Here is a 20,371-nt window from a genome sequence, read left to right as displayed (position 1 = left end):
AACATATGCCCTGGTACAGAGTAGGCACAGTCGCGATCACGGCTGGCCAAACAACGGTGACCGGCACTGGCACCAATTTCTCAGCGAACGGCAGGGTGGGGGATGCGTTCCTCGGCCCGGACGGGCGCTGGTACGAGGTCACCAACATCCCCAGCGGGACCGTGCTGAGCATCCTGCCGGCCTATCAAGGAGCCACGGTATCTGGTGGGACCTATGCACTCGCTCCCATGCAGGGCTACGTCAAAGAGTCGGCCGACCGGTTGAGGCAACTAGTCGATCAGTTCGGGGCGACTTTGGCAGGCCTGGGTGCGGTATCAACCGAGAACGTAGTTCCAGTGGCCAAGGGAGGTACGGGTGGTACTACGCCGGCATTGGCTCGCGCCGGTCTGCAGCTGGGTACTGCCGCAGTGGCAGCGATCTTGGGTACGGTCAGTCAAGCCGGCGGCACCCCCACTGGCGCGATCATGGAGATGGGCAGCAACGCAAACGGGCACTACGCCAAGTTCGCATGCGGATTCATGATCTGCTGGGGCACTGGAACGTACACGGGCGGCGTGGCAACCAGCGCAAATAGCAGCACGTTCATTTCACCCGGAGGGGCGGCCATCACATGGCCTGTTGCCTTTGCTGGTTCCGCGCCCGTTGAGCTTTCAGGCGGGGTCACTGAGGGCTCGTACCGTGTGATTTGCGTGCCTTACCGAGCTAACGCGCTTAACGGCACATTGACGTTTCAGATGTACATCTCGAGCACTGCGGACGTGGTGTTCTCTTGGAAGGCAGTTGGGAGGTGGTTCTGATGATCATCAAGCTTTCACCGGTTCGGTCTGGCCTGCAGCTTGCAGTGGTTAAGGTTGGCGAAACTCTTGAAGTAAACGGCGTGGCCCTGAACTTTTCCAGCTTGGCCGATGGCGCGACCTTGCCGGCGGAGGCGGTCGGGTGTGAGTTCGTGATCGCTCCGGTGGAGCGCATCAACGGTGACTTGGTGCTGACCCTGATGCTGCCGCACGCCGCCGATGCGCCGCAGGCCGCCCGCTTCCCGGTCGACCTTTACCCAGCCGACGGCCAAGTGCAGCTTCCCGGCCTGGACTTGGGTGAGAGCCTTGCCGCCACTGCCGGTGTCATCGATTGGTCGCAGGTAGTCACTGCCGAAGCGAAGGCGCAGGCCGCAGCCGATCAGCTGATTGCCGCCGTTGTTGCCGACCTCGCCCAGCGCCGCGCTGTAGCGGATGCTGCCATCGCTCCGCTGCAGGACGCCGTCGATATCGACGAAGCGACGACTGACGAAGAGGGGCGACTGAAGTTGTGGAAGAAATACCGCGTGGCGCTGAACCGTCTGCCTGACCAGCCAGGTTACCCGGCCACTATCGACTGGCCCGCGCCGCCGGCCTGATCCACCCGAATCCACCGACCGCCGCCTGGCGGTATTTTTTTGCCTGGAGAAAACCCATGACCGCTCGCGGCGTACGCAATAACAACCCCGGGAACATCGACTTCAACCCTCGCAATGACTGGGTAGGCCAGCTTGGCCTGGAGCAGGGCACAGCGAAGCCCCGCTTTGCCCGCTTCGACTCGGCAGAGAACGGCATCCGCGCCCTGGGCAAGCTGCTGATCAATTATCGCGGCAAGGACGGCATGCCTGGCGTGGGTGGAAAGGGCATCGACACGGTGCTGGAGACCGTCAACCGCTGGGCGCCGAGCAACGAGAACGACACCCAGGCCTATGCACTGGCCGTGGCCAAGCGCATCGGCGTGCGCACCACTGACCCGATCAACATCAAAGACCCAGCGGTCCTGCGGGGAATGGTGGTGAGCATCATCATCCACGAGAACGGCGGCAACCCCTACGCGCCGGCGGTGATCGATGAGGGCGTGCGGAGGGCGCTGGCATGAATTCATGGGTCATCAGGGCGGCTCTGCTGCTGGCGCTGCTCGCTTCGTACTGGGGCGTCTACCAGCACGGTCGATCAGTAGAGCGAGCAGGTGCCACCGCGGCTACAGCAACACGTGACAGCGGCGATCGCCTGGCCGAAGTGCTGGGTGAGCGTGATGCTCGAGCAGAAGAACAACGGCGCGCCCAGGCGCAGGAGGAGGCGAGAGCCAATGCACACGAAGAAAGGACCATTGCTGATGTTGGCGCTGTTGGCGCCGATGCTGCTGGCCAGCGGCTGCGCAACGAAGCCGGCAATCTCGCCGCCACCGTCAGTTGCCCCGGCACGGATACCGCCGCTATCGCCAGAGGCCAGGCAGCCACCCGCGCCGCCATGGTGCTCTCCGACCTGCTCGCACGGGCTGATGCTCGAGCGGGAGAGTTGGCGGCGGCTTATGACCGTGCCCTGATAGCTGGGCGTCAATGCGAGCGGGAGTACTCCGGCATGAGCGTAATCCGCTGACTGGCGATTGCCGGAGAAGCAGCTCGGCATTACGATACTGTTTTTATATACAGTATCGGGTGCCGCCATGTCACAACACTTACCTGCGCTTTGGGTCGCTGAGCTCGATGATGTCGCTGCCTTGACCGACGACCCCGAGGGAAGAGCGGCCGTGCTGGAGGTCATGGCCCTGGCCGCTCACCGCAGAAAGGAGGTGAACGCCGACCAGCTCGCCGACATGCTCGAGCTGGCAGAGGCGGCTCGTCTCTATGGCCTTGAGGCTGGCCAGCCATGCAGCCCGTGAGTGCTTTTGCGGCAGCCGAAGACCTGAAGGCCATATCCCTCGACGAGCTGCTGCAGGTGCGCGCACCCAGCGTTTACCTGGTCAAGATAGACGGCAACAGCATGGAGGGTGCCGGGATCTTTGATGAGGACGTGGTGATCGTCGACAAGGCGATCGATGCGCGCGCCGGCCACATCGTCATCGCGGCGGTGAACGGCGAGCCAGTCTGCAAGCGGCTCGACTATGTTGGCCGGCAGATCGTGCTGCGCTCGGAGAATCCTCGGTACGCGCCGCGGTTCATCATGGAGGGTGACGAGTTCTCTGTCTGGGGTGTGGTCACCTACAGCCTGCGCAGCCACGGGCCGATGTCATGTACTTCCTAATCGTCCGGCGGCGCAAGCTGGGCGTGGCCATCCCGAGCGATCAGCTAGCGAAGATCCAGGCCCTGAAGGCAGACATCCACATCGGCGATCACCACAGCGCGCCGTTGGGCAGGGTGTCCACGCAGGCCTGGGTCTTCACCCATTCGCCCGGCGCCGACGTCATCCCGCGTCTGCACGATGCGAAGGTGAATGGCATGGCCCAGCTCGGCATCAACATCAATGGTGTAGAGGAGGTCGACGGCGTGCTGTATGCGCAGTCGTGGTGGTGTCGGACGGTGTAGTTTTGGTTGGGGATTCGGTCGGCAGGACGCCGGAGGAAACGGCCAAAATCGATTCCAAAACTGAAACAGCGACCCTTGCGGTATGCGGCCTGTAGCCGTGCTATTTCGTGTTTGTTTTGGAATCGATTTTGGCGTCTAAGCCACATGGATCGGGCGTTTGTATCAAGGTCTTGAAAACCGTTGCTTGCGCAAGAGCCCGGCGCCCCACGAACTGGCGGGCCGCTATCGACCCAAAGCGGTCTCTCGCCCAGGGCAGAAATCGACCCAAAAGCTGCGACGCAGTTCACGGCCAAAAGCGACCCTTGATTATCTACGAAATCAGGGCCCATTCAGTAGCCGTGGCAAGAAAGTCGGTGTTGGTTATCAGAAAATCCCGCAGGCAGCAGTTGCGGAATAGTCAGAGCCAGCGGCGAACCTCGGCCTTGTAGCGGCGGTAGTCGTCGCCGAACTTGGATTCGAGATAGCGCTCCTCTCGGGCGATTACCTGTTTCTGGATCACAATCAGCACCAATGGAAGCAAAGCCAAGGCAATTGCTCCGTCGAAGCCGACCGCAATGCCGGCATAGACAAGCGCCATGCCGAGATACATGGGATTGCGGGTCCACCGATAAGGGCCGGTCGTTGCGATGAGGGTCGTAGGTCGCGACGGCGGAATGTTGGTGCCCAGGCGCCGGAACAGCCCCGCCGCCGCAAGCATCATCACCGCGCCGGTAGCGAACAGCAGCGCGCCCGTCGCGATCAACAACCACCGGTCGATGCCGAAGTAGCTCAGGGCGACGAACCGATCCGCCGCCAGCCCCAACAGCAACGCTCCTAGATAGATGAAGGGCGGAGGTAAGCGCACCCCCGCGCTGTCCGGTTCGACGGCCATGTTCATTTCCTCTGTAAGCGCTCAAGCCAGCATCGACTGCTGGGCAAAAATACCCGCCATCGCGCCCTGCGATGATGCCTGGGTGACCGAGGGCAATATGGGCGTGGTGAGATCGCCGGCGGCGTAGATGCCGGGTGTGCTGGTTTGGCGGCGTTCGTCGACCTTGAGGACGACGCCAGTTGGCGTATCCATCATGGCGAGGCCCAGCGATTCATGCAGGTTTGCGGATGGCTTGTTGCGCGGATGAGCAAACAGGATGTCGACCGCAACAGTGGAGCCAGTGTCGAGATTGACAGTAGCGATATGCCCTTGGTGATGGGCGATCTCGACGATCCGCCCGTCGATGACAGATATGTTGCGGTGAGCGAGATCGGCCTGGATATCAGACGCAATGTCGTGACCATCGGCAAAGACAGTCAATCTGTCGGTCCAATCGAGGAATAGCCTGACCTGGTTGTGAGATTGCGGGCCGGACCACACGAGGCCCCAATGTTGCCCGGCGACTTCAAACCCGTCGCAATAGGGGCAGGGGACGATGGACGTGCCCCAGCTCTCGGCAAAGCCCGGAACATCAGGCATCTGATCTGCGACGCCATAGCTTAGGATCACGCGGCGGGCCTTGAGGCTTTCGTAATCGTCAGTGACAACGCAGAAATCGTCGATTACGCCAGAAATTTTCTCCGCCCGGGCATTGACCAGCCTGACCGTTGGATAGCGCGCCAACTGCTGCCGCGCCGCGGCCAGGATTTCCAGCGGCGGTGTGTGATCGTGACCAAGCAGACCATGTGAATGGCCTGCAAAACGGTTACGCGGGCAGCCGGTATCGAGAACGATGACCTTGCGACGGGCACGGCCGAGTTGTAAAGCAGCGGCGAGACCGGCAAAACTTCCGCCGATGATGATGACGTCATTCATGGTGATGGGCTCCGCTGGAGGGTAGGTTGAAACCTAGCCTTTGGATTGCAAATTTAAGATACCGAGTGGTATCGTATACCTTAAATTAAGATACTGCCAAGTACCAATACCATGACTGAGACCACACAGGGCCGGCGCGGCCGGCCCACCAACGAGGCGCTTGCCCAAACGATACTCAACGCCGCGAGCGAACTTTTTGTGGAACTGGGTTTTCAAGCGACGACGTTGGACAAGGTCGCCCAGCGGGCGAAGATATCCAAGCTCAGCATCTATAGGCGCTTCGAGAACAAAGAGGCGCTGTTCAGCGCAGCCATCACGGCTGGTTGCCAGAAGTCGTTTGCACCACAGGCCCTGCTTGAAGATGCAGAAGGCTCGGTCGAAGACCAACTTATGGCGGTGGGAACATCACTGCTGCGCACGCTGTTGAGACCAGACGTCAGCAGTATCGAAGCCATGGTCATGGCCGATAAAACGAGTCAAAACGCCTTGAGCAAGCGCCACTACGAAGCCGGCGCCGCTCATGTCATCGCCGACATCGAGACCCTGTTGCGCCAACTTCACGCGAAGGCGCTTCTCAATGTGCCCGATTCCCTCCAAGCCGCCCGCTTGTTTGCCGCGCTCTTCAAAGGGTCCGATCTACTGATGATAGCCCGCTTCGATCAGGCGAGAGCAGAGGACGAAGACGAAATCGAATCCTACTGCTGGTCGGCCGTCGCCATGTTCATAGCCGCGCACGGTCGCAGCGACCGCGCATGTGGATAAGCATTTGATTGCTCCAGGGCAGCTTGGCCTAGGCTTGGGTTTGCGCTTCAGGGTTCGCAGCGGAATCACAGGCTGCGTCTGAATGGGGAGTGCTCAAGAATCACACCATCAAAGGGTGGCGGCATAGGTACGCAAGTTTCCTGATGATTTTGAAACCGCTGACCAAGAGCCAAAATCAATTCCGCAACTCGACCTACGCCCCTTGATTCTAAAGGGCTGTGGCGCATGCAAAAAAACATTGATGCGGAATCGTTCATCTCCTAAGCTACTGAAATCTAAGGGGAAGCGTCTCGGATTGCAAATCCGTCTACGCCGGTTCGATTCCGACCTCGGCCTCCATATTTGAAAACCCCGCAGATTAACGTCTGCGGGGTTTTTCTTTGTGGGCCGGAAAGTATGGAGTGAAGCAGCTGAAGTCCAATGTTTATTGGTGGGTGCCGAACAGGCAGAAATCACCGATGAGGCAGCTGCGCAACCGAGCGGGCTCGGGCGATGACTCGGCTGTAGCCGGTGCAGTCAGTGTTAGCCGCGCGGGCACGGCTACGCTGAATGCAGCAGTTTTCTGACCTCGGCGATAATTGCGTCGATATTGAAGGGCTTAGGCAATACCGCGTCGAATAAATCCGGTCGCTGCATACCGATATGTGCCTGGGCGCCGCTTATCAGAATAATCGGTACTTGATGTAGCGATGGCAGGGCTCGCACGGCGGTAGCGAATTCCAGGCCGTCCATGGCCGGCATCATGAAGTCGGTGATGATCAGGGCAGGCTTGACTCTGTCCAGAGCATCGAGTCCTTTTCGGCCATTGCTGGCCGTTACCACGGAAAACCCCTCATCCTCCAGCGCGAAGCTGAGAATGTCAGCAATTAAATATTCGTCGTCGACGACCAAGATGGTAGTCACTTTATTTTAATCCACTCAAAAACCTAAGAGATAGAACCAGGACATCACTCAGTTGGGACTGATGGTTCATGTCTTGAAGCCTTTTTGAGTAAAACATCGTGGGCTTGGATGACGACCTCGAATCGGGAGGGATCATAAGCGCTGTCTCGGACCTTAAGAACGGACAGCGTTCGCTTTAGTTCAAAGTCATTCTCGGCGAAGCGCATCAGCATCAGGTTGTCGACGATGCTCGACAGGTCGGAGTTGGGCGCGCTGACCTCGGAGCCCAGCAGATCGCGCATTTCCCACGTTGCCAGTACCGTGACACCTCGGGCGCGCAGCTCGTTCATCAGCGCGCTGAGGAAGTCAGTAATCCTTGCCGGATTGGTCGCGACTCGGGTCATGCCGCTAAGGCTGTCGACGAACACGCGCTTGATACCTTTGTCTTCGACAATGCTCAGCAGTCGAGCACCGAGCCCGTCCAGCAGACCTTCGGTTGTTGGCTGCCAGGCGATGGTCAGGGCGCCGCTGTCTTCCATGCCTTTGATGTCGATGCCCAGTGAGTCGCCCTTGAGCCGTAGCCGTTGCGGGCTTTCGTAGAAACCAAAATGCAGCCCTGGGCTGTCCACCGTCGACTCCGCCAAGAACTTCAGGCCCAGCGTCGTTTTGCCGATGCCGGAAGGGCCCATGACCAAAGACACGCTGGAACTGTAAAGGCCGCCTCCCAATATCATGTCCAGTGAGGCAATCCCACTGCCAATGCGCGTCATGTCAGCACTGTCGGGTGCGGACGGGTGGCTGTACAGGCTTTCCAGGCGAGGATAAACCACCAGCCCGTTGTCGGTAATCTCACACTCGTGAAGGCCTGCCAGCGCAGCACTGCCGCGCGTTTTACGCAGTTGAATGCGCCGTACCGAGCGGGTGCCGAACAGCTCTTCGCCTATCTCAATGACGCCATCGACCATGGTGTGCTCAGGGCTACCGTCGTCCAGCCGTGAACTGGTGAGAAACAGCACGGTGCAACCGGCAAAAGCAGCGTGGCCCTGCAGCTCTGAGATGAACTTTTTGGTGTCGATGTGTGAGTCGGCTTTGGAGCGCGCATTGAGCAGGCCATCGACGACCAGTACGGTGGCTTTGCGACGGCTGATCTCGCGACGCAGCAGCTTCACTACCTCATCCAGACCTTCGTTTTCCAGCGTGTCAAATGCGCTGACGAACTGAATTTCTTCGCCAATCCTGGATGAGTCGAAAAAGCTCAGTGTGGAAAGAAACTGAAAAAGACGGTCATGTGACTCGGCCAGCAGCGTGGCAACCAAAACGCGGCCGCCATTGTTCGCATGATGGAATCCAAGTTGGTTGGCCAGGATCGTTTTGCCGGAACCTGGGCGCCCTTGGATAATGTACGAGGCACCTGCGACCAGCCCGCCCTTGAGCAGAGCGTCCAGTCCTTCTATTCCACTTTGGAGGCGTTTGAGCTTTTCCACGATGCGACCCTGATCTGAAAAACAGGCTGTTAAGCCGACTAAGGGTGTGATGCTAACGCCAAATTCGTTCAGGGGCTATTGCCGACTAGTGCGCAGCAGTCGTGGCTTTTGTTGAGCTGGCGACCTGGGCCGCAAATCTGCTGCCATGGCGCGAGCCACCAGAGGCTTTTGCATGAGCCTCTACCCAGCCATGCTTGGTACATCAAGTCCGACTTTCACCCGGTCCAGCGCGACGATTGTCTTGAACCAGGTAACGTTGGAGTTTTCAGCAAACAGTCGCCGCGCCAGAGTCTGGTATTCCTTCATGCTGGCAACGGTGAGTACCAGAACGAAATCCACTTCGCCGGTGACGTAGTAACACTGCTGAACTTCGGGCACCGCGAAGTGTGCCTTCATCGCCTCCAGCGCCTCGATGCTGGTGCGCTCAGCCATCACTTCCACGATGATCGTGATCGGCCGGCCTACGGCGGTGGGATCGACGATTGCTACGTTGCCCGTGATGACTCCCCCGTCTTCCATTCGTTTGATGCGGCGCTGAACGGCGGCCGTGGAAAGATTGACCTGCTCGGCCATAAGCCGCAGTGGCATGGTGTTGTCACGTTGGACCAGGTCCAGGATGGCACGGTCAAATTTGTCCAGCGATTCAGGTGCAGCGTCGTTTTTCGCCATTGTAAATCCGTGAGAAATTTTCTCGAAAACTACCAGAAAACTGCGGCCCTTTATCTAGGTAAGAGCAATATTATCTTGCCAGCAGTCTGCGTACGCAGCCTATTCGGGAACATACACAGGATATTGTTGGCATGCTCGCACTGTTCCATCTTTCCCCGGTCCTGTTGGTTACAGCCATGCTCGTGGTATTGCGCCGGCCGCCCGTTCACGCCGCCGTTGCAGGCACTCTGTTAGTCATTGTGCTCTGGCTCGCCGGCGCGGCAGACGCATGGCGTCTGAGCAGTATGGTGGCCGCCGCTCAAGATACCGCCGTGCTGTTTGCAAGTACCGCTTTCGTGATCGTCCCAGGTCTGCTCTTCGTGATTTTTATCGAGCGCATGGGTGTCAATCTGGCGCTGTGCCAATGGGTGCGGTCACTGGGGCTTGGGCGCGGCGATCAAGTCGTGTTAATTGTCCTTGGGTTGGCACCGTTGCTCGAAGCGATGACTGGTTTCGGCGTGTCGTTGATCGCTACAGTGCCCCTGCTGCTCAGTCTCTTCGAGCGTCGGGTCGCGTTACGGATCGCACTGGCCGGCATGGCCATCATGCCCTGGGGAACGCTGGGCCTGGCATCTGTCATTGGTGCTTCGTTGGTTCACCTGGACGCATCCATGCTGGCATCGACCTCGGCATTGACCAGCGCCCCGGTTTTCTTCGCCCTCAGTGCACTCGCGCTCTATCTTGCAGGCGTTCGTGACTCGCGGGGATGGGGGGCGTTGGGCGTTTTCTGGCTGCTGTTTGTGGGCGTTCTTTACAGTGCAAGTCGGTGGCTGGGGCCGGAAGTAGCCGGCGTTGCTGCGGGCCTGGTGACGGCAGCAGCGATACTCTCTGTTGGGCTGTGGCGCCTGCGCCGCAACGACAGCGAGCGCGGTCCGGTGCAATGGCCGCGTCAGGCATGGCCGTATCTGGTGCTGATTGTCTGCATTGTCGGCTTGAAGATGCTGTGGGCGATCACCTCCTGGCAGGAGCACTGGGTTGTAAAAGGCGTTCAGGTCAACTGGAAGCCACTCGCCTCACCAGGCCTGGCGTTGGTCATGATGCTGATCGTGCTAGGCGCTCACGCGCGCAACATACAATCCTGGACCGCACACGACGTTAACTTGCCTGCTGCGCTGTTGGCTCGGGCGAAGCGGCCATTGCTGACTATTTTCTTCTTTCTCGCAATGTCGCAGATGATGGTTAAGGCCGGCTTCCTTGCGGGGTTGATGCAACTGCTGGCTGGGCTGTCGCCCACCGCCGCGACGTCGTTGGTTGCCCTGTTTGGCGCGTTGTCTGGCTACATGACCGGGTCGAATGTTGGCGGCAATGCGATCTTCATGCCGGCCATCGCGATGTTGCCCGAGTCCTCCCGCCTACTGCTGGCTGCCGTCCAGAACAGCTCGGCGGGGCATGCGGCGCTGGGCTCGCTATCGGTTGTCATGCTGATTCTGGGGCTTGCCAAAACCCAGGCCAAGGAGGAAGGCGAACTGATAAGGTTCGGCTTCATGCTGGTCTGCCTCAATACCGCGTTAGTCGCGTTGGGCGCCGCGATGCTGAGTGGATGGCTTGGCTAGCCTGGTGTTGGCGGATGGCACTTTTTCACACAGCCTGAACCCGAAGCAGGCGCTCACTGGTCGCTAGCTTCAACACTGGCGATCAGCAACTCGCGCAGCATGCCGCGCCACTCGCCAGCCGAATACGATCGCAGGTCCCAGCGTGGTGCCTGGGCCTGGGTAGGTGCCGCGAAAGATTGAAGCAAGGTCATTGCCGCAAGCGTATAGCCCCTCGATCACTTGGCCTTGCATGTCCAGCACCTGGCCATCGGCGTTACCACTCAAGCCTGCGCTGCAGGCGAGATCGGCCGGTTGCACTGTGACGGCATAGTAGGGCCCATCGCCCAGAGGGCGCACGCAGGGGTTGGGCAGTTGCTGCGGGTCGCCATTGTGACGGTTCATGTGGCTGCTACCGCGGTTGAATGCAGGGTCGTCACCGTTTGCAGCGGCGGCGTTGTAGGTTCTGACTGTGTTTGCCAGCCCCTCGGCATCAACCTTGAGCTTGCTGGCAAGTTCGTCCAGGGTGCTGCCTTTGATCAAGTAGCCGGCTTTGACAAACCTGGCAATATTGATGGCGCTGCGCAGCGGCATGACCAGGCCCAGGCCGTAGCGTTGCAGGAAGGTCTGGTCACAGATCAGGTGAGCAGTGGCGCTGCCGTCGTTAAGCATGCCCATGACGAAGTCGTGGTAGGAGTCCGACTCGTTGACGAAGCGCTTGCCTTGGGCATTCACGGCGATCAATCCAGGCTTGGCGCGGTCGAGCAGGATGTGTGGCCATATGGCCTGGTAGCCGTCCTTCGCGGTGCGGATCGAGCAGGGCATCCACAGGCCTGGACTGTCGTGGCCGTCGTCGAGCTGGGCATTGGCCTTCAGCGCGCGATCGATGCCGTCGCCGGTGTGGGTCAGGGGCGACAGTGAAAGGGCTTGGGCAGCGCTCGGGAACAGCTGTTTGCGTAGGGTTGGATGGCGCGTCAGGCCCCCGGTAGCCAGCACCACGCCACGACGCGCGCGGATGCGCATGGCCTCGCCGTTGTGCAGCACCACAGCGCCCATTACGTGACCGTTTTCCACAATGAGTTCGTGCAAAGGGGTTTCAAAGCGCAGCGCCACCTTGCGCTGGCGCAAGCTGTAGAACAGCCTGGCGACCAGGGCGTTGCCCATCACCAGGTTGGTGCCGCGTGGGTAGCTCAGGCGGTCGATGCAATAGCGGCCGACTGTGCTCAGGGTGCGAGTCAGGTGGTGCATCGAAGCGAAGGGCGAAAGCAGCGCATCCAGATCGGCGCGTGGCACCATCATGCCGCCCAGACCCATGAACTCGCGCCGAGGTGGGCGCACGCGGGCGAAGTCTTTGCCCAGCAGCCTGCCATCGAACGCGAGGGGCGCCAGGGCGCGGCCACCGAACGCTGCACCGGGGCCGCTGACGTAATCGGGATGAGCGGCGGCTGCAACGAATTTAACCTCGCTGATGCGCTCAAGTTCATCAATCGCTTGTGGCCCGCTGGCAAGGAAAGCTTCGCGCAACGCTTCACCGCCGCGTTCGCCAACCACCGCCTTGAGGAAGGTCGCGGCCTCTGCCGCGCTGTCCGGTACACCTGCGCGTTGGCTCTGGTGGGTGCCGGGTACCCAGGTGGTGCCGCCTGAGGTCGCGCTGATGCCGCCCACTACGGCGGTCTTTTCACACAGCAGCACGTCCAGCCCGTGGTGGCTGGCCATCAATGCGCTGGTCATGCCTGCAGCGCCTGCGCCGAATACCAGCAGGTCGACTTCCTGGTCCCAGGGGAGGGGGGCGATGGTGCTCATTATGGTTGCTCCTTCATGGCGTGGTAATTCATGGGCGGTTTGGCAGCCCGCCCTTGTGCAGGTGAAGTGTCGGCAGCATTCAGCAGTTGCCTGCTGTGGTGTGCTCAAACGGATCAGAGCGGTTCGATAATTGCCTTGGCAGCGGCCAGCGCCTGTCTTGCCCAGGCTTCGACGCCCACTTGCGCAACCCTGCGGTCATGGGGGATTTCGACGCTGACCGGGACCGTAGCCGGGAGGCTGCGCCAGATCCTCGCCAGGTCGATATCGCCCTCGCCCGGCAATAGACGCTCGCCACGCGCTGCTTGAATCAGGCCGTCACGGGTGTTCGGTCGCAGCGCTGGGCCGTCGCATATCTGCGCGTAGTTCAGCCATTGCGCGGGGATACGTTGCAAGTCCTCGAAGCGACTGTCGGAACGGTCGAAATGCAGCGCGTCGACCAGGATGCCGCCGTTGGCGCGGTCGGCCTGTTCAACGATGTGCAGTGCACTGGCCAGGTCGCGGACAGCCGTCCACGGCATGAACTCCAGGTCTGCCGACAGGCCGAAGGGCTGCATGGCGTCGCATAGCCGCGCATAGTGTTCGATCAGCCGGTTGGGTTCCGGGTCGTCGCCTGCCACCAGTACGGCCTTGGCGCCGAGCTGCGCGCCGACTTCGAGGAACGGCAGATAACGCTGCACGTCGAATTGCCCGTCGAGGCGGATCAATTCCAGATCAAAGACTTTGACCCCGGTGTCGTCGATGCGCGCGAGGGTTTCGCGCAACATCGGTTTGTCGTCCATCAAGGAATAGGCGACTGCCCCTGGCGCCACCGGCAGCAAACGCACGCCAGCCTGGTCATAGCCGGTGCGTGCAGCCAGTTCGATCATTTCCGGCGGGGTTAACGCGAGCGCGGTCAGTTGTGCAATGGAATAGCTGGCTTGCATGGCATGTCTACCTACAGTTGGCTTCAGTTGATGGCAGCGGGGATTGCCGACGCGTCGCGCTTGCGACTTTTGATCCACAGCGCTGTAACCCCGATCAGGGAAGGGATGGCGAGGAACAGGAAGACCTGGCTGAAATTCCATTGCGAGGCCAGCATCAGTGCACCGATCCCGGCGCCGCTGATCGCACCCAGCCGGCCAATGCCAGTGGCCCAGCAAACGCCGGTGGCGCGGATCTGAGTGGGGTAGAAGGAGGCGGCCAGCGCGTAGCCGCCGACGTTTACGCCGTTCAGAAAGTAGCCCAGTAGCAGTATCAACGGGCAGAGCACCTGCATGGTCGGCTGCTGCAAGGCGATCAGCACTGCGCAGGCGCCGCCGCAGAACACCGTGGCGCCGACCACCTTGTGGTGTTCCCAGCGGTCCATCTTCATGCCGACGGTGAAGTTGCCCAGCATGCCGCCGATCTGCAGCAACGAGCCCAGCAGCGCCGCCTGACCCATGCTCAGACCAGCATCGCGGCTGAGCAGCGGCAGCCAGCTCGACAGCAGGTACATGGTCAGCAGACCCATGAACAGAGTGATCCAGATCATGCAGGTGCCCAGGGTGAAACCGGGCGCGAAGAGGGCACTGACCTTGCCTGTCGCCTTGATCGCCGCTTCGCTGCTATGGAAACGCGTCTGGGCGTTGGCCAGGCCCGGAGCAACCTTGTTGATTTCCTTGATCAGGCGGTCCTTCAAGGCACTGTTCTGTGCCAGGAAGCGGATGGACTCCGGAAGGCTCAAGAGCAGCAGAAGGGCGAACGCAATCGGCAGCACGCCGCCGGCCACCAACACTGACCGCCAGCCGAAGTTTTCGATCAGCCACTCACTGCCCAAACCACCCAGCGCCGCACCAAAAGCAAAGCCGCAGTAGATGAACGAGACCATGTGAGAGCGGTAGCGCTTGGGGGCGTATTCCGAGATCAGGGTCGCCGTATTGGGCATCGAGGCACCCAGCCCAACCCCGGTCAGAAAGCGCAGTATCGTCAGGCTGGTGATCCCGCTCGACCAGGCGGAGGCCAGGCTCCAGAAACCGAACAACAGCACCGAGCCGATGATGACTGGCCTGCGGCCGAAGCGGTCGGCCAATGGCCCGGCAGTCAACGAACCGAATGCCAGCCCGAGCAGCCCGCTCATCATTACCGGGCCGAGGTCCTGGCGCAGCACGCCCCAGTCGTCGACCAGTGCCGGGGCAATGAAGCCGATCGCGGTGGTGTCGAAGCCGTCAAACACCAGCACCATGAAACCGAGGAACAGCACCAGCCACTGTCGGGTGCTCATCTTTCGAGCATCCATGAAGGTGCTCACATCTACTTCTGGAGGGTTCGCCATGGATAACTCCTGCTTTTTGTTTTTATGAAAATGCCTTTTCCGGTGATGGGCTGGCAGGTTGGCGCCAAGGCATTACCAGGGTCGGTAAGCCGATATTATCATAATTGGAAATCCATTCCATATTCATATTGGATTCCAATTCGTTTTTGGGCGCTGGCAATCCACGGCCTGTGAAGGGCCTGCTGTCGAGCAATTGCTAGGGAGCGGCGGCCAGGTCAGTAAGCCAGGCCGCGGTCAAGCGAGGTGCCGATCAGGCGGTGTGTTCGCTGATGTGGGAGGTCATCAGCGACAGCTTTGGGAGGCTGTCCAGGTTGATCGCGGTGATCTCTTCTACGGCGTCCAGCAACGCTGCCTTCAGCGCTTGCATGCGCTCGGCAGGGAGGCGGACGCTGGGGCCGGCGATACTGATCACGCCGACGACCTGCTGCTGCGAATCGCGAATTGCTGCAGCCATCGAGGCGGCGCCAATTTCAAAGCTCTCGTCGACGCTGGCATAGCCCTGCTCACGGGCGATCTTCAGGTTGTCGAGCAGGTGTTCGATGGTGGTGGCCGCATTGGGGCCATATTCGCCCGGTTTAGCCAGGCCTTGCCGGTAGACCAACTCCAGCGCGCGCTCGTTGCTGAGGCAGCTCAACCAGGCCAGGCCAGACGCCGTGCAGCAGAGCTTGGCCTCGGCACCCGCATCGGGATCGTAGCGCAGACCGGAGCGGCTGCCCTGGGCCTTGGAGATCCAGATCAGGTTATCGCCATCTACAATGCTCAAGCGCACAAGCTCGCCGGACGCTTGCGCCAGGCGCTCGAGTATCGGCCGGGCTAGGTCGACCATGTCGCTCTTGGACAGATGCTTGAGCGCCAGTGAAACCAGCTTCAGGGCAAGCACGTAATTGCCGTGCTGATGCTCCTGGCGCACGAAACCCTGTTCGACAAGGCAATTGAGCATGCGGTGGGTCGCGCTCGGCGGAATGTCCAAGGCTTCCGCTACTTGTTGAAGTGCCAGCCCGGAGCTTTTGCCGGCGAGCAACTCGATGGCATGCAGGCCGCGTTCAAGCGCATTGCTCATGTTGTTTCCTTAGGTTTGCGATAGATCAGCGGCCCATGGATAGTGGCAGCCACCTCCGGACAAATGTTATCCACGTTGAATTGCCGATTCATCCGGTTTTTTGGCTCAGATCCTGAAGAACTGTCTGTAGCAGCCTAATTGCTCACTAAGCATGTGGCTACCAGGGTGCACGGGGTGCCCGGCGGCCTTTGCAGTGCGTAACAGACGAGTCTCTGCAGGTTGCATGATGATATCTGCAACCAAGGCCCCGGCAGGCACGGCGGCAAGCTCTAGCGGAAGTGGATCATCCTCCGAGAGGCCTAGCGGCGTTGCGTTGATAGCGATATCGGCCACCTCAAGGTGGTGTGGCTGAGCAAGCTCGCATCGGCCAGGCCAGTGCTGGCTTAGTCTGGCGAGCAGTGCATCGGCTTTCAGGGCATCCGGTTCCTGTAGATACAATCGGCCCACCTCTGCTTGCAATAATGCGACAGCGATCGAACTACCCGCACCCCCACCACCGGCCAGTACGACGCGTTTCCCGATCAGGTCATACCCTTTGCGCTGAAGGCTCAAGGTAAATCCCGCGCCATCGAAGTTATCCGCTTCCCACCCGCCCTGTTCGTTGCGGCGCATTGCATTGGTGCTGCCAGAAACCTGCACGGCAACGCTCACCGACTCCGCGAAATCTCGAGCAGCAAACTTGTGCGGAATGGTGATCAGCATGCCGGAAAAATTATCCATCGCCTGGAGGCCACGTATCACGGTCGCGAGTTGCTCAGGCCTGGCATGCACCGCGATCATCACTGCGTCTACAGCTTCATCAGCGAATACTCTGTTGAGAAGCTCTGGAGCCTTGACCTGCTTCACTGGATCACCGATAACCGCAAAAATCCGGGTCTTGCCAGTTGGGCTGGGTATCAACAACTGTGACATCTATTCTCTCCTAGGGGGCTGTCCCAGGCTGCGTATCCCGCACCTAAGCGAAGCAGCAGGGTATGGCTCGCGAGGGTGTCAGCCCATTGCTGCGACCGAGCCACTCGATTGAGTCAGGGGCTATGATATAGAAAAAGGAATCGAATTCCAGTTGATAAGCTGATTCCGATCTTGTCCGGCTTTTTTGAGCCAGTTTCGACTTTCGCAACTGACCGCCTTGGCTGACGAGCAGGCTCAAGGTGGTTGAGAGCGCCAGCGCGGTGAACAAGCAGCCCCCATCCAAGCCGGTTGTGCGGCCGGTCGGCCTTTACCAGGCGTTCCTGTTCTGGCTCAAGCTAGGCTTCATCAGTTTTGGTGGGCCCGCCGGGCAGATTTCGATTTAGCGGTGCATTTGACCGGCCTGCAGCGGTAGTCTCGGTTGCTGTCGCTATTGCCCTGTTCTGCTTCAAGCTAACAGTGATCCTGGTTCTATTCGCTTGCGCCGGTGCAGGTTTGGCAGTCCATATGCTGTGGGTTTGATAGATGAGCGCGCTAGCGCAGTGACAGGCTAACGCTCGACTGCTTGCCAAGCATCACTGCCGCCGTTATCGCCGCTCGCGCCTGTGGGCTGTTCTTCCAGCAAGTTGACCCCAGCGCTGCCGAAGCCTGCGCCAGAATGTCGTCGACGCTCGAATCGCCCAACATCTGCAGTGACTCGATGCCCATCTGCTCAAGCCTGCTGATAACCGTCGGGCCTACGCCCTTGAGCGCCAGCAGGGCTGCGCGTTCGTCCGCTGAAAACGGCATGGGTACATCCTCTCTCCGTGAGTTTTGCCAAGCTTCACTCATATTCGAGGCCACCACAACCGAGGCAAGAGCGCGAGGTTTTACGCTTGGTAATCTTGCTGATATCTGCGCAAATTTGGCAGGGATCTCTCTTTATCTGGCTTTAAAGTCCTGCTTACGTGCTTTGCGGTGTATAGTGGCGGGCGAGTCCTCTCTCTGGGTGGCTCATCAGTGAGGTATCAGCATGTCCCAGTCTGCGACCCATCACGCTCAACTGCGCTTGAATGAGCAAATTGAGCAGTTCTTGTCCAAAGGCGGCGAGATTAAGGAAGTGCCAAGAGGCGTCAGCGGTTTCAACCCTGCCGCGCCCAAGGTGCACTGGACCAAGGCTCAGGCTGCCAAGACGCCGTGAGTCTGCTGTAACAGGTGTCCTTCGGCGCGTGCGCGTTTGCGCTGCGCTGGCTGGATGCCGAGTTGCGCGATTGCCGAATCACAGGCAAAGAAAACCCGCCAACGGTGGGCGGGTCTAAAGATCGTACGGAGCCTGTGTAGTATCTGGCCGGGCTTGTCAGTAAAACGTGAAGACGATGTAGCAAGATCATTCAGGTAATCTGCAGGCAAAAAAAAGCCCGCCGTAAGGCAGGCAAGGATTCTTGAAGGGAGCTCAGGCAGGGTGCAATGCCCTGGTTAAGTCGGGATTAACAGTTCAGCCGTTGACCTGCACCGATGATCGCTTTATACAGGCGAGCTATTCAAGGAGCCTGGCATGAGCGACGAACACGACCTCCACGAACCCGAACACGATCACCTGCTTGATCACGAATTCCTCTATGAAGACTTTGCGCCCGAGGCCGATGCCCAGGGTTTACTGGATGAGGTCGATGACAGCGACGACGACTACGACCATCCTGCCTGGCACGATGACGTAGACGACTGACTCACGCCAGCACGCAGATCAAGCCGAGGGCACGCACTCAGCGCCGATCCAGCGAGAATCTGCCAGCGCCCGTTACAGCGAGCAGCAGCAGGCCACCGACAATGCTCATGTTCTTGAAGAACTGCGTCATGTTGGCGCTGCGTTCAGGCTCGACCATGTTCCAGAACGGGTGGCCGATCAACGCGGTGCCGACCACGAACAGCGCGAACAGCATCGCCAATGGTCGCGTGTAGAACCCGAGAATCAGCACGATTGCAACGAAGAACTCCATGATCACTGCGATGGCTGCTGCCAGTGTCGGCGCAGGTGCACCTATCGAGGTGAAGTAGCTGACGGTGCCTTCAAAGCCTGTCAGTTTGCTCCAGCCCGAGAGCACGAACAGGATCATCAGCAGGATGCGTGCGAGCAGGATGATGGCATCGCGTTGACCAGCGAACAGGGTATAGCGCATGGCGGGGTACCAGTGAAGTTGGATGATTTCACTGTAGCAGGAGTTGCGGGCAATTCTTGCGCGCAAACAAAAGGCGCCCCATGGGGCGCCCTTTACGCAATAAGTGGTGCGAGTGGCGGGACTCGAACCCGCAAGGCTCACGCCGGCAGATTTTAAGTCTGCTGTGTATACCAATTCCACCACACTCGCACGCTTGAAAGGGTCTGCGCGACCGGCACGCTGTAATACAGGTGCTCTGCAATCAAGCGCGCTTTATAACCCATCGTTATAGATGCGTCAACAAAACACCCTCCATGCAGGCATTCCTGGCTGATCCCTGAGGGCTGTACTCAAAGCAATTGATAGTGCCATCAAGCCGCTGTTCACGACGTTTCAAGCGACCATGCTGCTCACTGCGAGCGAAATCACCAGCCTGAAGCGGCTCCGTCAGCTGGCTACTCGTCAAGAGCTTCGCTTAGCCTGTAAAGGGCGAGTAGACTCAACATTATGTTTATGCCTCAGCTTGTGGTGCCTGTGGAGTTTTCATGGTTTCAACCGACCCCCCGGACCAATCCGATATGACCGCCAACCGCTACGAGCAGCTCGTTCAGTCGGTGGTTGATTACGCTATCTATATGCTTGATCCCTCTGGCTACGTAGTGTCGTGGAACGCTGGAGCAGAGCGTATCAAGGGCTATAAGGCCGCCGAGATCATCGGCCAGCATTTCTCCGTGTTTTTCACGCCTGAAGACTGTGCCCTGGATCGCCCCGAGCAGATCCTGCGCAAGGCCCTGGAGCATGGCGTTGCCCAGGAGGAAGGCTGGCGCGTGCGTCAGGATGGCACGCAGTTCTGGGCGTTGGCTGCGTTGGACGTGGTGCGTGATGAGCAGGGCCAGATCATCGGCTTGGCCAAGGTTACGCGCGATATCACCGACCGGCGCGAGTCTGCGCTGCAGCTCGACGCGGTACGCGCGCAGTTGTTCCAGGCGCAAAAGCTCGAAGCCCTGGGGCAGTTGACCGGCGGGCTGGCGCATGACTTCAACAACCTGCTGACGATTATCCTCAGCTCGGCGCGGATGGCCAGCAACAGCCAGGATCCGCAGCGGGTTCAGCGCCTGCTGGAACACATCATCGATGCAGGGCAGCGCGGCACTCAACTGACTCAGCAACTGCTCAGTTTTGCCCGCCATCGCCAGTTGAGTTCGGCGAGCATTGCTCCGCTCGCACTGATTGACTCGACCCGTGGTTTGATCGAGCACGCGCTACCCGGCAGCATCGAATTCGAGCAGCAGCTGGCGGCAGAGCTGCCGTTGATCCAGGCCGACCCTGGCCAATTGCAGATGGTTCTGCTCAATCTGCTGTTCAATGCGCGCGATGCGATCGAAGGTGCGGGGCGGATTCGCCTCGAGGTCGATTGCGTGCAACTGGCAGGTGAGGTCGAGGGCCTGCACGGGCCGTTCGTGCGGTTTAATGTGCAAGACTCCGGCGTGGGTATCGAGGCGCATGTGCTGCCGCGTATCTTCGAGCCGTTTTTCACCACCAAGCCGTTTGGCAAGGGCACCGGGCTGGGTCTTAGCCAGGTGTATGGGTTTGCCAAGCAGAGCAATGGTGCCATCTGTGTGTCCAGCAAGGTCGGGGAGGGCACCAGTATGTGCCTGTACCTGCCGGCGGTGCTGAGCCCCCCTTAACGCGAACCCGACAGGCAGC

24 protein-coding genes, 1 tRNA gene and 1 pseudogene are annotated in these 20,371 nt (G+C 59.8%); 13 read left to right on the top strand and 13 right to left on the bottom strand.

The window, feature by feature from the left end:
- Positions 1–5: 5 nt before the first annotated feature.
- The 7 genes from K3F44_RS09695 (at position 6) to K3F44_RS09665 (ending at position 3,316) form a co-directional block, all read left to right on the top strand.
- Positions 6–797 carry a phage tail protein gene (locus K3F44_RS09695; RefSeq protein WP_220633902.1) on the top strand — a complete coding sequence of 264 codons (792 nt, stop codon included), beginning with the start codon at positions 6–8 and terminating at the stop codon, positions 795–797.
- A complete protein-coding gene (locus K3F44_RS09690) occupies positions 797–1,390 on the top strand; it encodes a tail fiber assembly protein (RefSeq protein WP_310794634.1) in 594 nt (197 codons plus the stop codon). The genes K3F44_RS09695 and K3F44_RS09690 overlap by 1 nt, the downstream gene beginning before the upstream one ends.
- 56 nt (positions 1,391–1,446) lie before the next feature.
- Entirely contained in the window at positions 1,447–1,890 is a 444-nt protein-coding gene (locus tag K3F44_RS09685) for a structural protein P5 (protein WP_220633901.1), read from the top strand.
- Positions 1,887–2,390, top strand: a complete 504-nt coding sequence (locus K3F44_RS09680; RefSeq protein WP_220633900.1) for a DUF2514 domain-containing protein — start codon at positions 1,887–1,889, stop codon at positions 2,388–2,390. The genes K3F44_RS09685 and K3F44_RS09680 overlap by 4 nt, the downstream gene beginning before the upstream one ends.
- A gap of 67 nt (positions 2,391–2,457) precedes the next feature.
- On the top strand, positions 2,458–2,673 hold the full coding sequence (locus K3F44_RS09675; RefSeq protein ID WP_220633899.1) for a hypothetical protein: 216 nt from the start codon (positions 2,458–2,460) through the stop codon (positions 2,671–2,673).
- Positions 2,661–3,035, top strand: coding sequence for a LexA family transcriptional regulator (locus tag K3F44_RS09670; RefSeq protein WP_220633898.1), 375 nt, complete (start codon positions 2,661–2,663; stop codon positions 3,033–3,035). The genes K3F44_RS09675 and K3F44_RS09670 overlap by 13 nt, the downstream gene beginning before the upstream one ends.
- Positions 3,023–3,316, top strand: a complete 294-nt coding sequence (locus K3F44_RS09665) for a hypothetical protein (protein WP_220633897.1) — start codon at positions 3,023–3,025, stop codon at positions 3,314–3,316. Before K3F44_RS09670 ends, K3F44_RS09665 begins: the two co-directional genes overlap by 13 nt.
- Positions 3,317–3,713: 397 nt before the next feature.
- Here the strand turns inward: K3F44_RS09665 and K3F44_RS09660 are convergent, their stop codons facing one another.
- Together K3F44_RS09660 and K3F44_RS09655 are read right to left on the bottom strand one after the other, a co-directional pair.
- Positions 3,714–4,187 (bottom strand): isoprenylcysteine carboxylmethyltransferase family protein, encoded by a 474-nt coding sequence (locus K3F44_RS09660; protein ID WP_220633896.1) that lies wholly within the window; start codon positions 4,185–4,187, stop codon positions 3,714–3,716.
- A gap of 21 nt (positions 4,188–4,208) precedes the next feature.
- Positions 4,209–5,102 (bottom strand): NAD(P)/FAD-dependent oxidoreductase, encoded by an 894-nt coding sequence (locus K3F44_RS09655; RefSeq protein WP_220633895.1) that lies wholly within the window; start codon positions 5,100–5,102, stop codon positions 4,209–4,211.
- A gap of 111 nt (positions 5,103–5,213) precedes the next feature.
- Between K3F44_RS09655 and K3F44_RS09650 the strand changes: the two genes are divergently transcribed.
- On the top strand, positions 5,214–5,864 hold the full coding sequence (locus K3F44_RS09650; RefSeq protein WP_220633894.1) for a TetR/AcrR family transcriptional regulator: 651 nt from the start codon (positions 5,214–5,216) through the stop codon (positions 5,862–5,864).
- 540 nt (positions 5,865–6,404) lie between these two features.
- Here the strand turns inward: K3F44_RS09650 and K3F44_RS09645 are convergent.
- The 3 genes from K3F44_RS09645 to K3F44_RS09635 form a co-directional block, all read right to left on the bottom strand.
- Entirely contained in the window at positions 6,405–6,767 is a 363-nt protein-coding gene (locus K3F44_RS09645; protein ID WP_101320727.1) for a response regulator, read from the bottom strand.
- 44 nt (positions 6,768–6,811) lie between these two features.
- Positions 6,812–8,230 (bottom strand): ATPase domain-containing protein, encoded by a 1,419-nt coding sequence (locus K3F44_RS09640; RefSeq protein ID WP_150568824.1) that lies wholly within the window; start codon positions 8,228–8,230, stop codon positions 6,812–6,814.
- Between the two features lie 180 nt (positions 8,231–8,410).
- On the bottom strand, positions 8,411–8,899 hold the full coding sequence (locus K3F44_RS09635) for an Lrp/AsnC family transcriptional regulator (protein WP_150571736.1): 489 nt from the start codon (positions 8,897–8,899) through the stop codon (positions 8,411–8,413).
- 131 nt (positions 8,900–9,030) lie between these two features.
- On the opposite strand from K3F44_RS09635, the gene K3F44_RS09630 reads away from it, so the two are divergent.
- Complete coding sequence (locus K3F44_RS09630; RefSeq protein WP_220633893.1) at positions 9,031–10,491, top strand: L-lactate permease; 1,461 nt, start codon at positions 9,031–9,033, stop codon at positions 10,489–10,491.
- A gap of 69 nt (positions 10,492–10,560) precedes the next feature.
- On the opposite strand, the gene K3F44_RS09625 is transcribed toward K3F44_RS09630, so the two are convergent.
- The 5 genes from K3F44_RS09625 to K3F44_RS09605 form a co-directional block, all read right to left on the bottom strand.
- Positions 10,561–12,270 (bottom strand): FAD-dependent oxidoreductase, encoded by a 1,710-nt coding sequence (locus K3F44_RS09625; protein WP_259407050.1) that lies wholly within the window; start codon positions 12,268–12,270, stop codon positions 10,561–10,563.
- A gap of 113 nt (positions 12,271–12,383) precedes the next feature.
- On the bottom strand, positions 12,384–13,193 hold the full coding sequence (locus K3F44_RS09620; RefSeq protein ID WP_101320716.1) for a sugar phosphate isomerase/epimerase: 810 nt from the start codon (positions 13,191–13,193) through the stop codon (positions 12,384–12,386).
- A gap of 23 nt (positions 13,194–13,216) precedes the next feature.
- Positions 13,217–14,560, bottom strand: a complete 1,344-nt coding sequence (locus tag K3F44_RS09615; protein WP_220633892.1) for an aromatic acid/H+ symport family MFS transporter — start codon at positions 14,558–14,560, stop codon at positions 13,217–13,219.
- 250 nt (positions 14,561–14,810) lie between these two features.
- On the bottom strand, positions 14,811–15,620 hold the full coding sequence (locus K3F44_RS09610) for an IclR family transcriptional regulator (protein ID WP_101320711.1): 810 nt from the start codon (positions 15,618–15,620) through the stop codon (positions 14,811–14,813).
- Between the two features lie 105 nt (positions 15,621–15,725).
- Positions 15,726–16,532 (bottom strand): shikimate dehydrogenase, encoded by an 807-nt coding sequence (locus K3F44_RS09605; RefSeq protein WP_220633891.1) that lies wholly within the window; start codon positions 16,530–16,532, stop codon positions 15,726–15,728.
- A gap of 239 nt (positions 16,533–16,771) precedes the next feature.
- Here K3F44_RS09605 and K3F44_RS24815 point away from each other — a divergent pair.
- A pseudogene (locus tag K3F44_RS24815) lies at positions 16,772–16,912 on the top strand (chromate transporter); the annotation flags it as partial.
- A 151-nt stretch (positions 16,913–17,063) separates the two neighbouring features.
- On the opposite strand, the gene K3F44_RS09600 reads toward K3F44_RS24815, so the two are convergent.
- Complete coding sequence (locus tag K3F44_RS09600) at positions 17,064–17,318, bottom strand: Pathogenicity locus (RefSeq protein WP_101320707.1); 255 nt, start codon at positions 17,316–17,318, stop codon at positions 17,064–17,066.
- A gap of 223 nt (positions 17,319–17,541) precedes the next feature.
- Here K3F44_RS09600 and K3F44_RS09595 point away from each other — a divergent pair, with 223 nt between their 5' ends.
- Both K3F44_RS09595 and K3F44_RS09590 read left to right on the top strand, forming a co-directional pair.
- Complete coding sequence (locus K3F44_RS09595) at positions 17,542–17,709, top strand: hypothetical protein (protein ID WP_178080775.1); 168 nt, start codon at positions 17,542–17,544, stop codon at positions 17,707–17,709.
- A gap of 354 nt (positions 17,710–18,063) precedes the next feature.
- Complete coding sequence (locus K3F44_RS09590; protein WP_220633890.1) at positions 18,064–18,234, top strand: hypothetical protein; 171 nt, start codon at positions 18,064–18,066, stop codon at positions 18,232–18,234.
- Positions 18,235–18,271: 37 nt separating this feature from the next.
- On the opposite strand, the gene K3F44_RS09585 is transcribed toward K3F44_RS09590, so the two are convergent.
- Both K3F44_RS09585 and K3F44_RS09580 read right to left on the bottom strand, forming a co-directional pair.
- The gene (locus tag K3F44_RS09585; protein ID WP_101320703.1) at positions 18,272–18,685 is read right to left on the bottom strand and encodes a DoxX family protein; all 414 of its coding nucleotides are present in this window, start codon (positions 18,683–18,685) and stop codon (positions 18,272–18,274) included.
- Positions 18,686–18,789: 104 nt separating this feature from the next.
- Positions 18,790–18,874: transfer RNA gene (locus tag K3F44_RS09580), tRNA-Leu, on the bottom strand.
- 335 nt (positions 18,875–19,209) lie between these two features.
- Here K3F44_RS09580 and K3F44_RS09575 point away from each other — a divergent pair.
- Positions 19,210–20,352 carry a nitrogen regulation protein NR(II) gene (locus tag K3F44_RS09575; protein ID WP_220633889.1) on the top strand — a complete coding sequence of 381 codons (1,143 nt, stop codon included), beginning with the start codon at positions 19,210–19,212 and terminating at the stop codon, positions 20,350–20,352.
- Positions 20,353–20,371 lie beyond the last annotated feature (19 nt).

The sequence above is a fragment of the Pseudomonas sp. S07E 245 genome (assembly GCF_019599025.1).
In the GTDB taxonomy this organism is placed as follows: domain Bacteria; phylum Pseudomonadota; class Gammaproteobacteria; order Pseudomonadales; family Pseudomonadaceae; genus Aquipseudomonas; species Aquipseudomonas shirazensis.
This window is presented reverse-complemented; position numbering and strand designations above follow the sequence as displayed.

What these genes read in the sequence shown, in the direction of transcription:
- K3F44_RS09695 (WP_220633902.1), top strand. Translation starts at nt 6, where the DNA reads ATGCCCTGGTACAGAGTAGGCACAGTCGCGATCACGGCTGGCCAAACA.
- K3F44_RS09690 (WP_310794634.1), top strand. Translation starts at nt 797, where the DNA reads ATGATCATCAAGCTTTCACCGGTTCGGTCTGGCCTGCAGCTTGCAGTG.
- K3F44_RS09685 (WP_220633901.1), top strand. Translation starts at nt 1,447, where the DNA reads ATGACCGCTCGCGGCGTACGCAATAACAACCCCGGGAACATCGACTTC.
- K3F44_RS09680 (WP_220633900.1), top strand. Translation starts at nt 1,887, where the DNA reads ATGAATTCATGGGTCATCAGGGCGGCTCTGCTGCTGGCGCTGCTCGCT.
- K3F44_RS09675 (WP_220633899.1), top strand. Translation starts at nt 2,458, where the DNA reads ATGTCACAACACTTACCTGCGCTTTGGGTCGCTGAGCTCGATGATGTC.
- K3F44_RS09670 (WP_220633898.1), top strand. Translation starts at nt 2,661, where the DNA reads ATGCAGCCCGTGAGTGCTTTTGCGGCAGCCGAAGACCTGAAGGCCATA.
- K3F44_RS09665 (WP_220633897.1), top strand. Translation starts at nt 3,023, where the DNA reads ATGTACTTCCTAATCGTCCGGCGGCGCAAGCTGGGCGTGGCCATCCCG.
- K3F44_RS09660 (WP_220633896.1), bottom strand. Translation starts at nt 4,187, where the DNA reads ATGGCCGTCGAACCGGACAGCGCGGGGGTGCGCTTACCTCCGCCCTTC.
- K3F44_RS09655 (WP_220633895.1), bottom strand. Translation starts at nt 5,102, where the DNA reads ATGAATGACGTCATCATCATCGGCGGAAGTTTTGCCGGTCTCGCCGCT.
- K3F44_RS09650 (WP_220633894.1), top strand. Translation starts at nt 5,214, where the DNA reads ATGACTGAGACCACACAGGGCCGGCGCGGCCGGCCCACCAACGAGGCG.
- K3F44_RS09635 (WP_150571736.1), bottom strand. Translation starts at nt 8,899, where the DNA reads ATGGCGAAAAACGACGCTGCACCTGAATCGCTGGACAAATTTGACCGT.
- K3F44_RS09630 (WP_220633893.1), top strand. Translation starts at nt 9,031, where the DNA reads ATGCTCGCACTGTTCCATCTTTCCCCGGTCCTGTTGGTTACAGCCATG.
- K3F44_RS09625 (WP_259407050.1), bottom strand. Translation starts at nt 12,270, where the DNA reads ATGAGCACCATCGCCCCCCTCCCCTGGGACCAGGAAGTCGACCTGCTG.
- K3F44_RS09620 (WP_101320716.1), bottom strand. Translation starts at nt 13,193, where the DNA reads ATGCAAGCCAGCTATTCCATTGCACAACTGACCGCGCTCGCGTTAACC.
- K3F44_RS09615 (WP_220633892.1), bottom strand. Translation starts at nt 14,560, where the DNA reads ATGGCGAACCCTCCAGAAGTAGATGTGAGCACCTTCATGGATGCTCGA.
- K3F44_RS09610 (WP_101320711.1), bottom strand. Translation starts at nt 15,620, where the DNA reads ATGAGCAATGCGCTTGAACGCGGCCTGCATGCCATCGAGTTGCTCGCC.
- K3F44_RS09605 (WP_220633891.1), bottom strand. Translation starts at nt 16,532, where the DNA reads ATGTCACAGTTGTTGATACCCAGCCCAACTGGCAAGACCCGGATTTTT.
- K3F44_RS09600 (WP_101320707.1), bottom strand. Translation starts at nt 17,318, where the DNA reads ATGCCGTTTTCAGCGGACGAACGCGCAGCCCTGCTGGCGCTCAAGGGC.
- K3F44_RS09595 (WP_178080775.1), top strand. Translation starts at nt 17,542, where the DNA reads ATGTCCCAGTCTGCGACCCATCACGCTCAACTGCGCTTGAATGAGCAA.
- K3F44_RS09590 (WP_220633890.1), top strand. Translation starts at nt 18,064, where the DNA reads ATGAGCGACGAACACGACCTCCACGAACCCGAACACGATCACCTGCTT.
- K3F44_RS09585 (WP_101320703.1), bottom strand. Translation starts at nt 18,685, where the DNA reads ATGCGCTATACCCTGTTCGCTGGTCAACGCGATGCCATCATCCTGCTC.
- K3F44_RS09575 (WP_220633889.1), top strand. Translation starts at nt 19,210, where the DNA reads ATGGTTTCAACCGACCCCCCGGACCAATCCGATATGACCGCCAACCGC.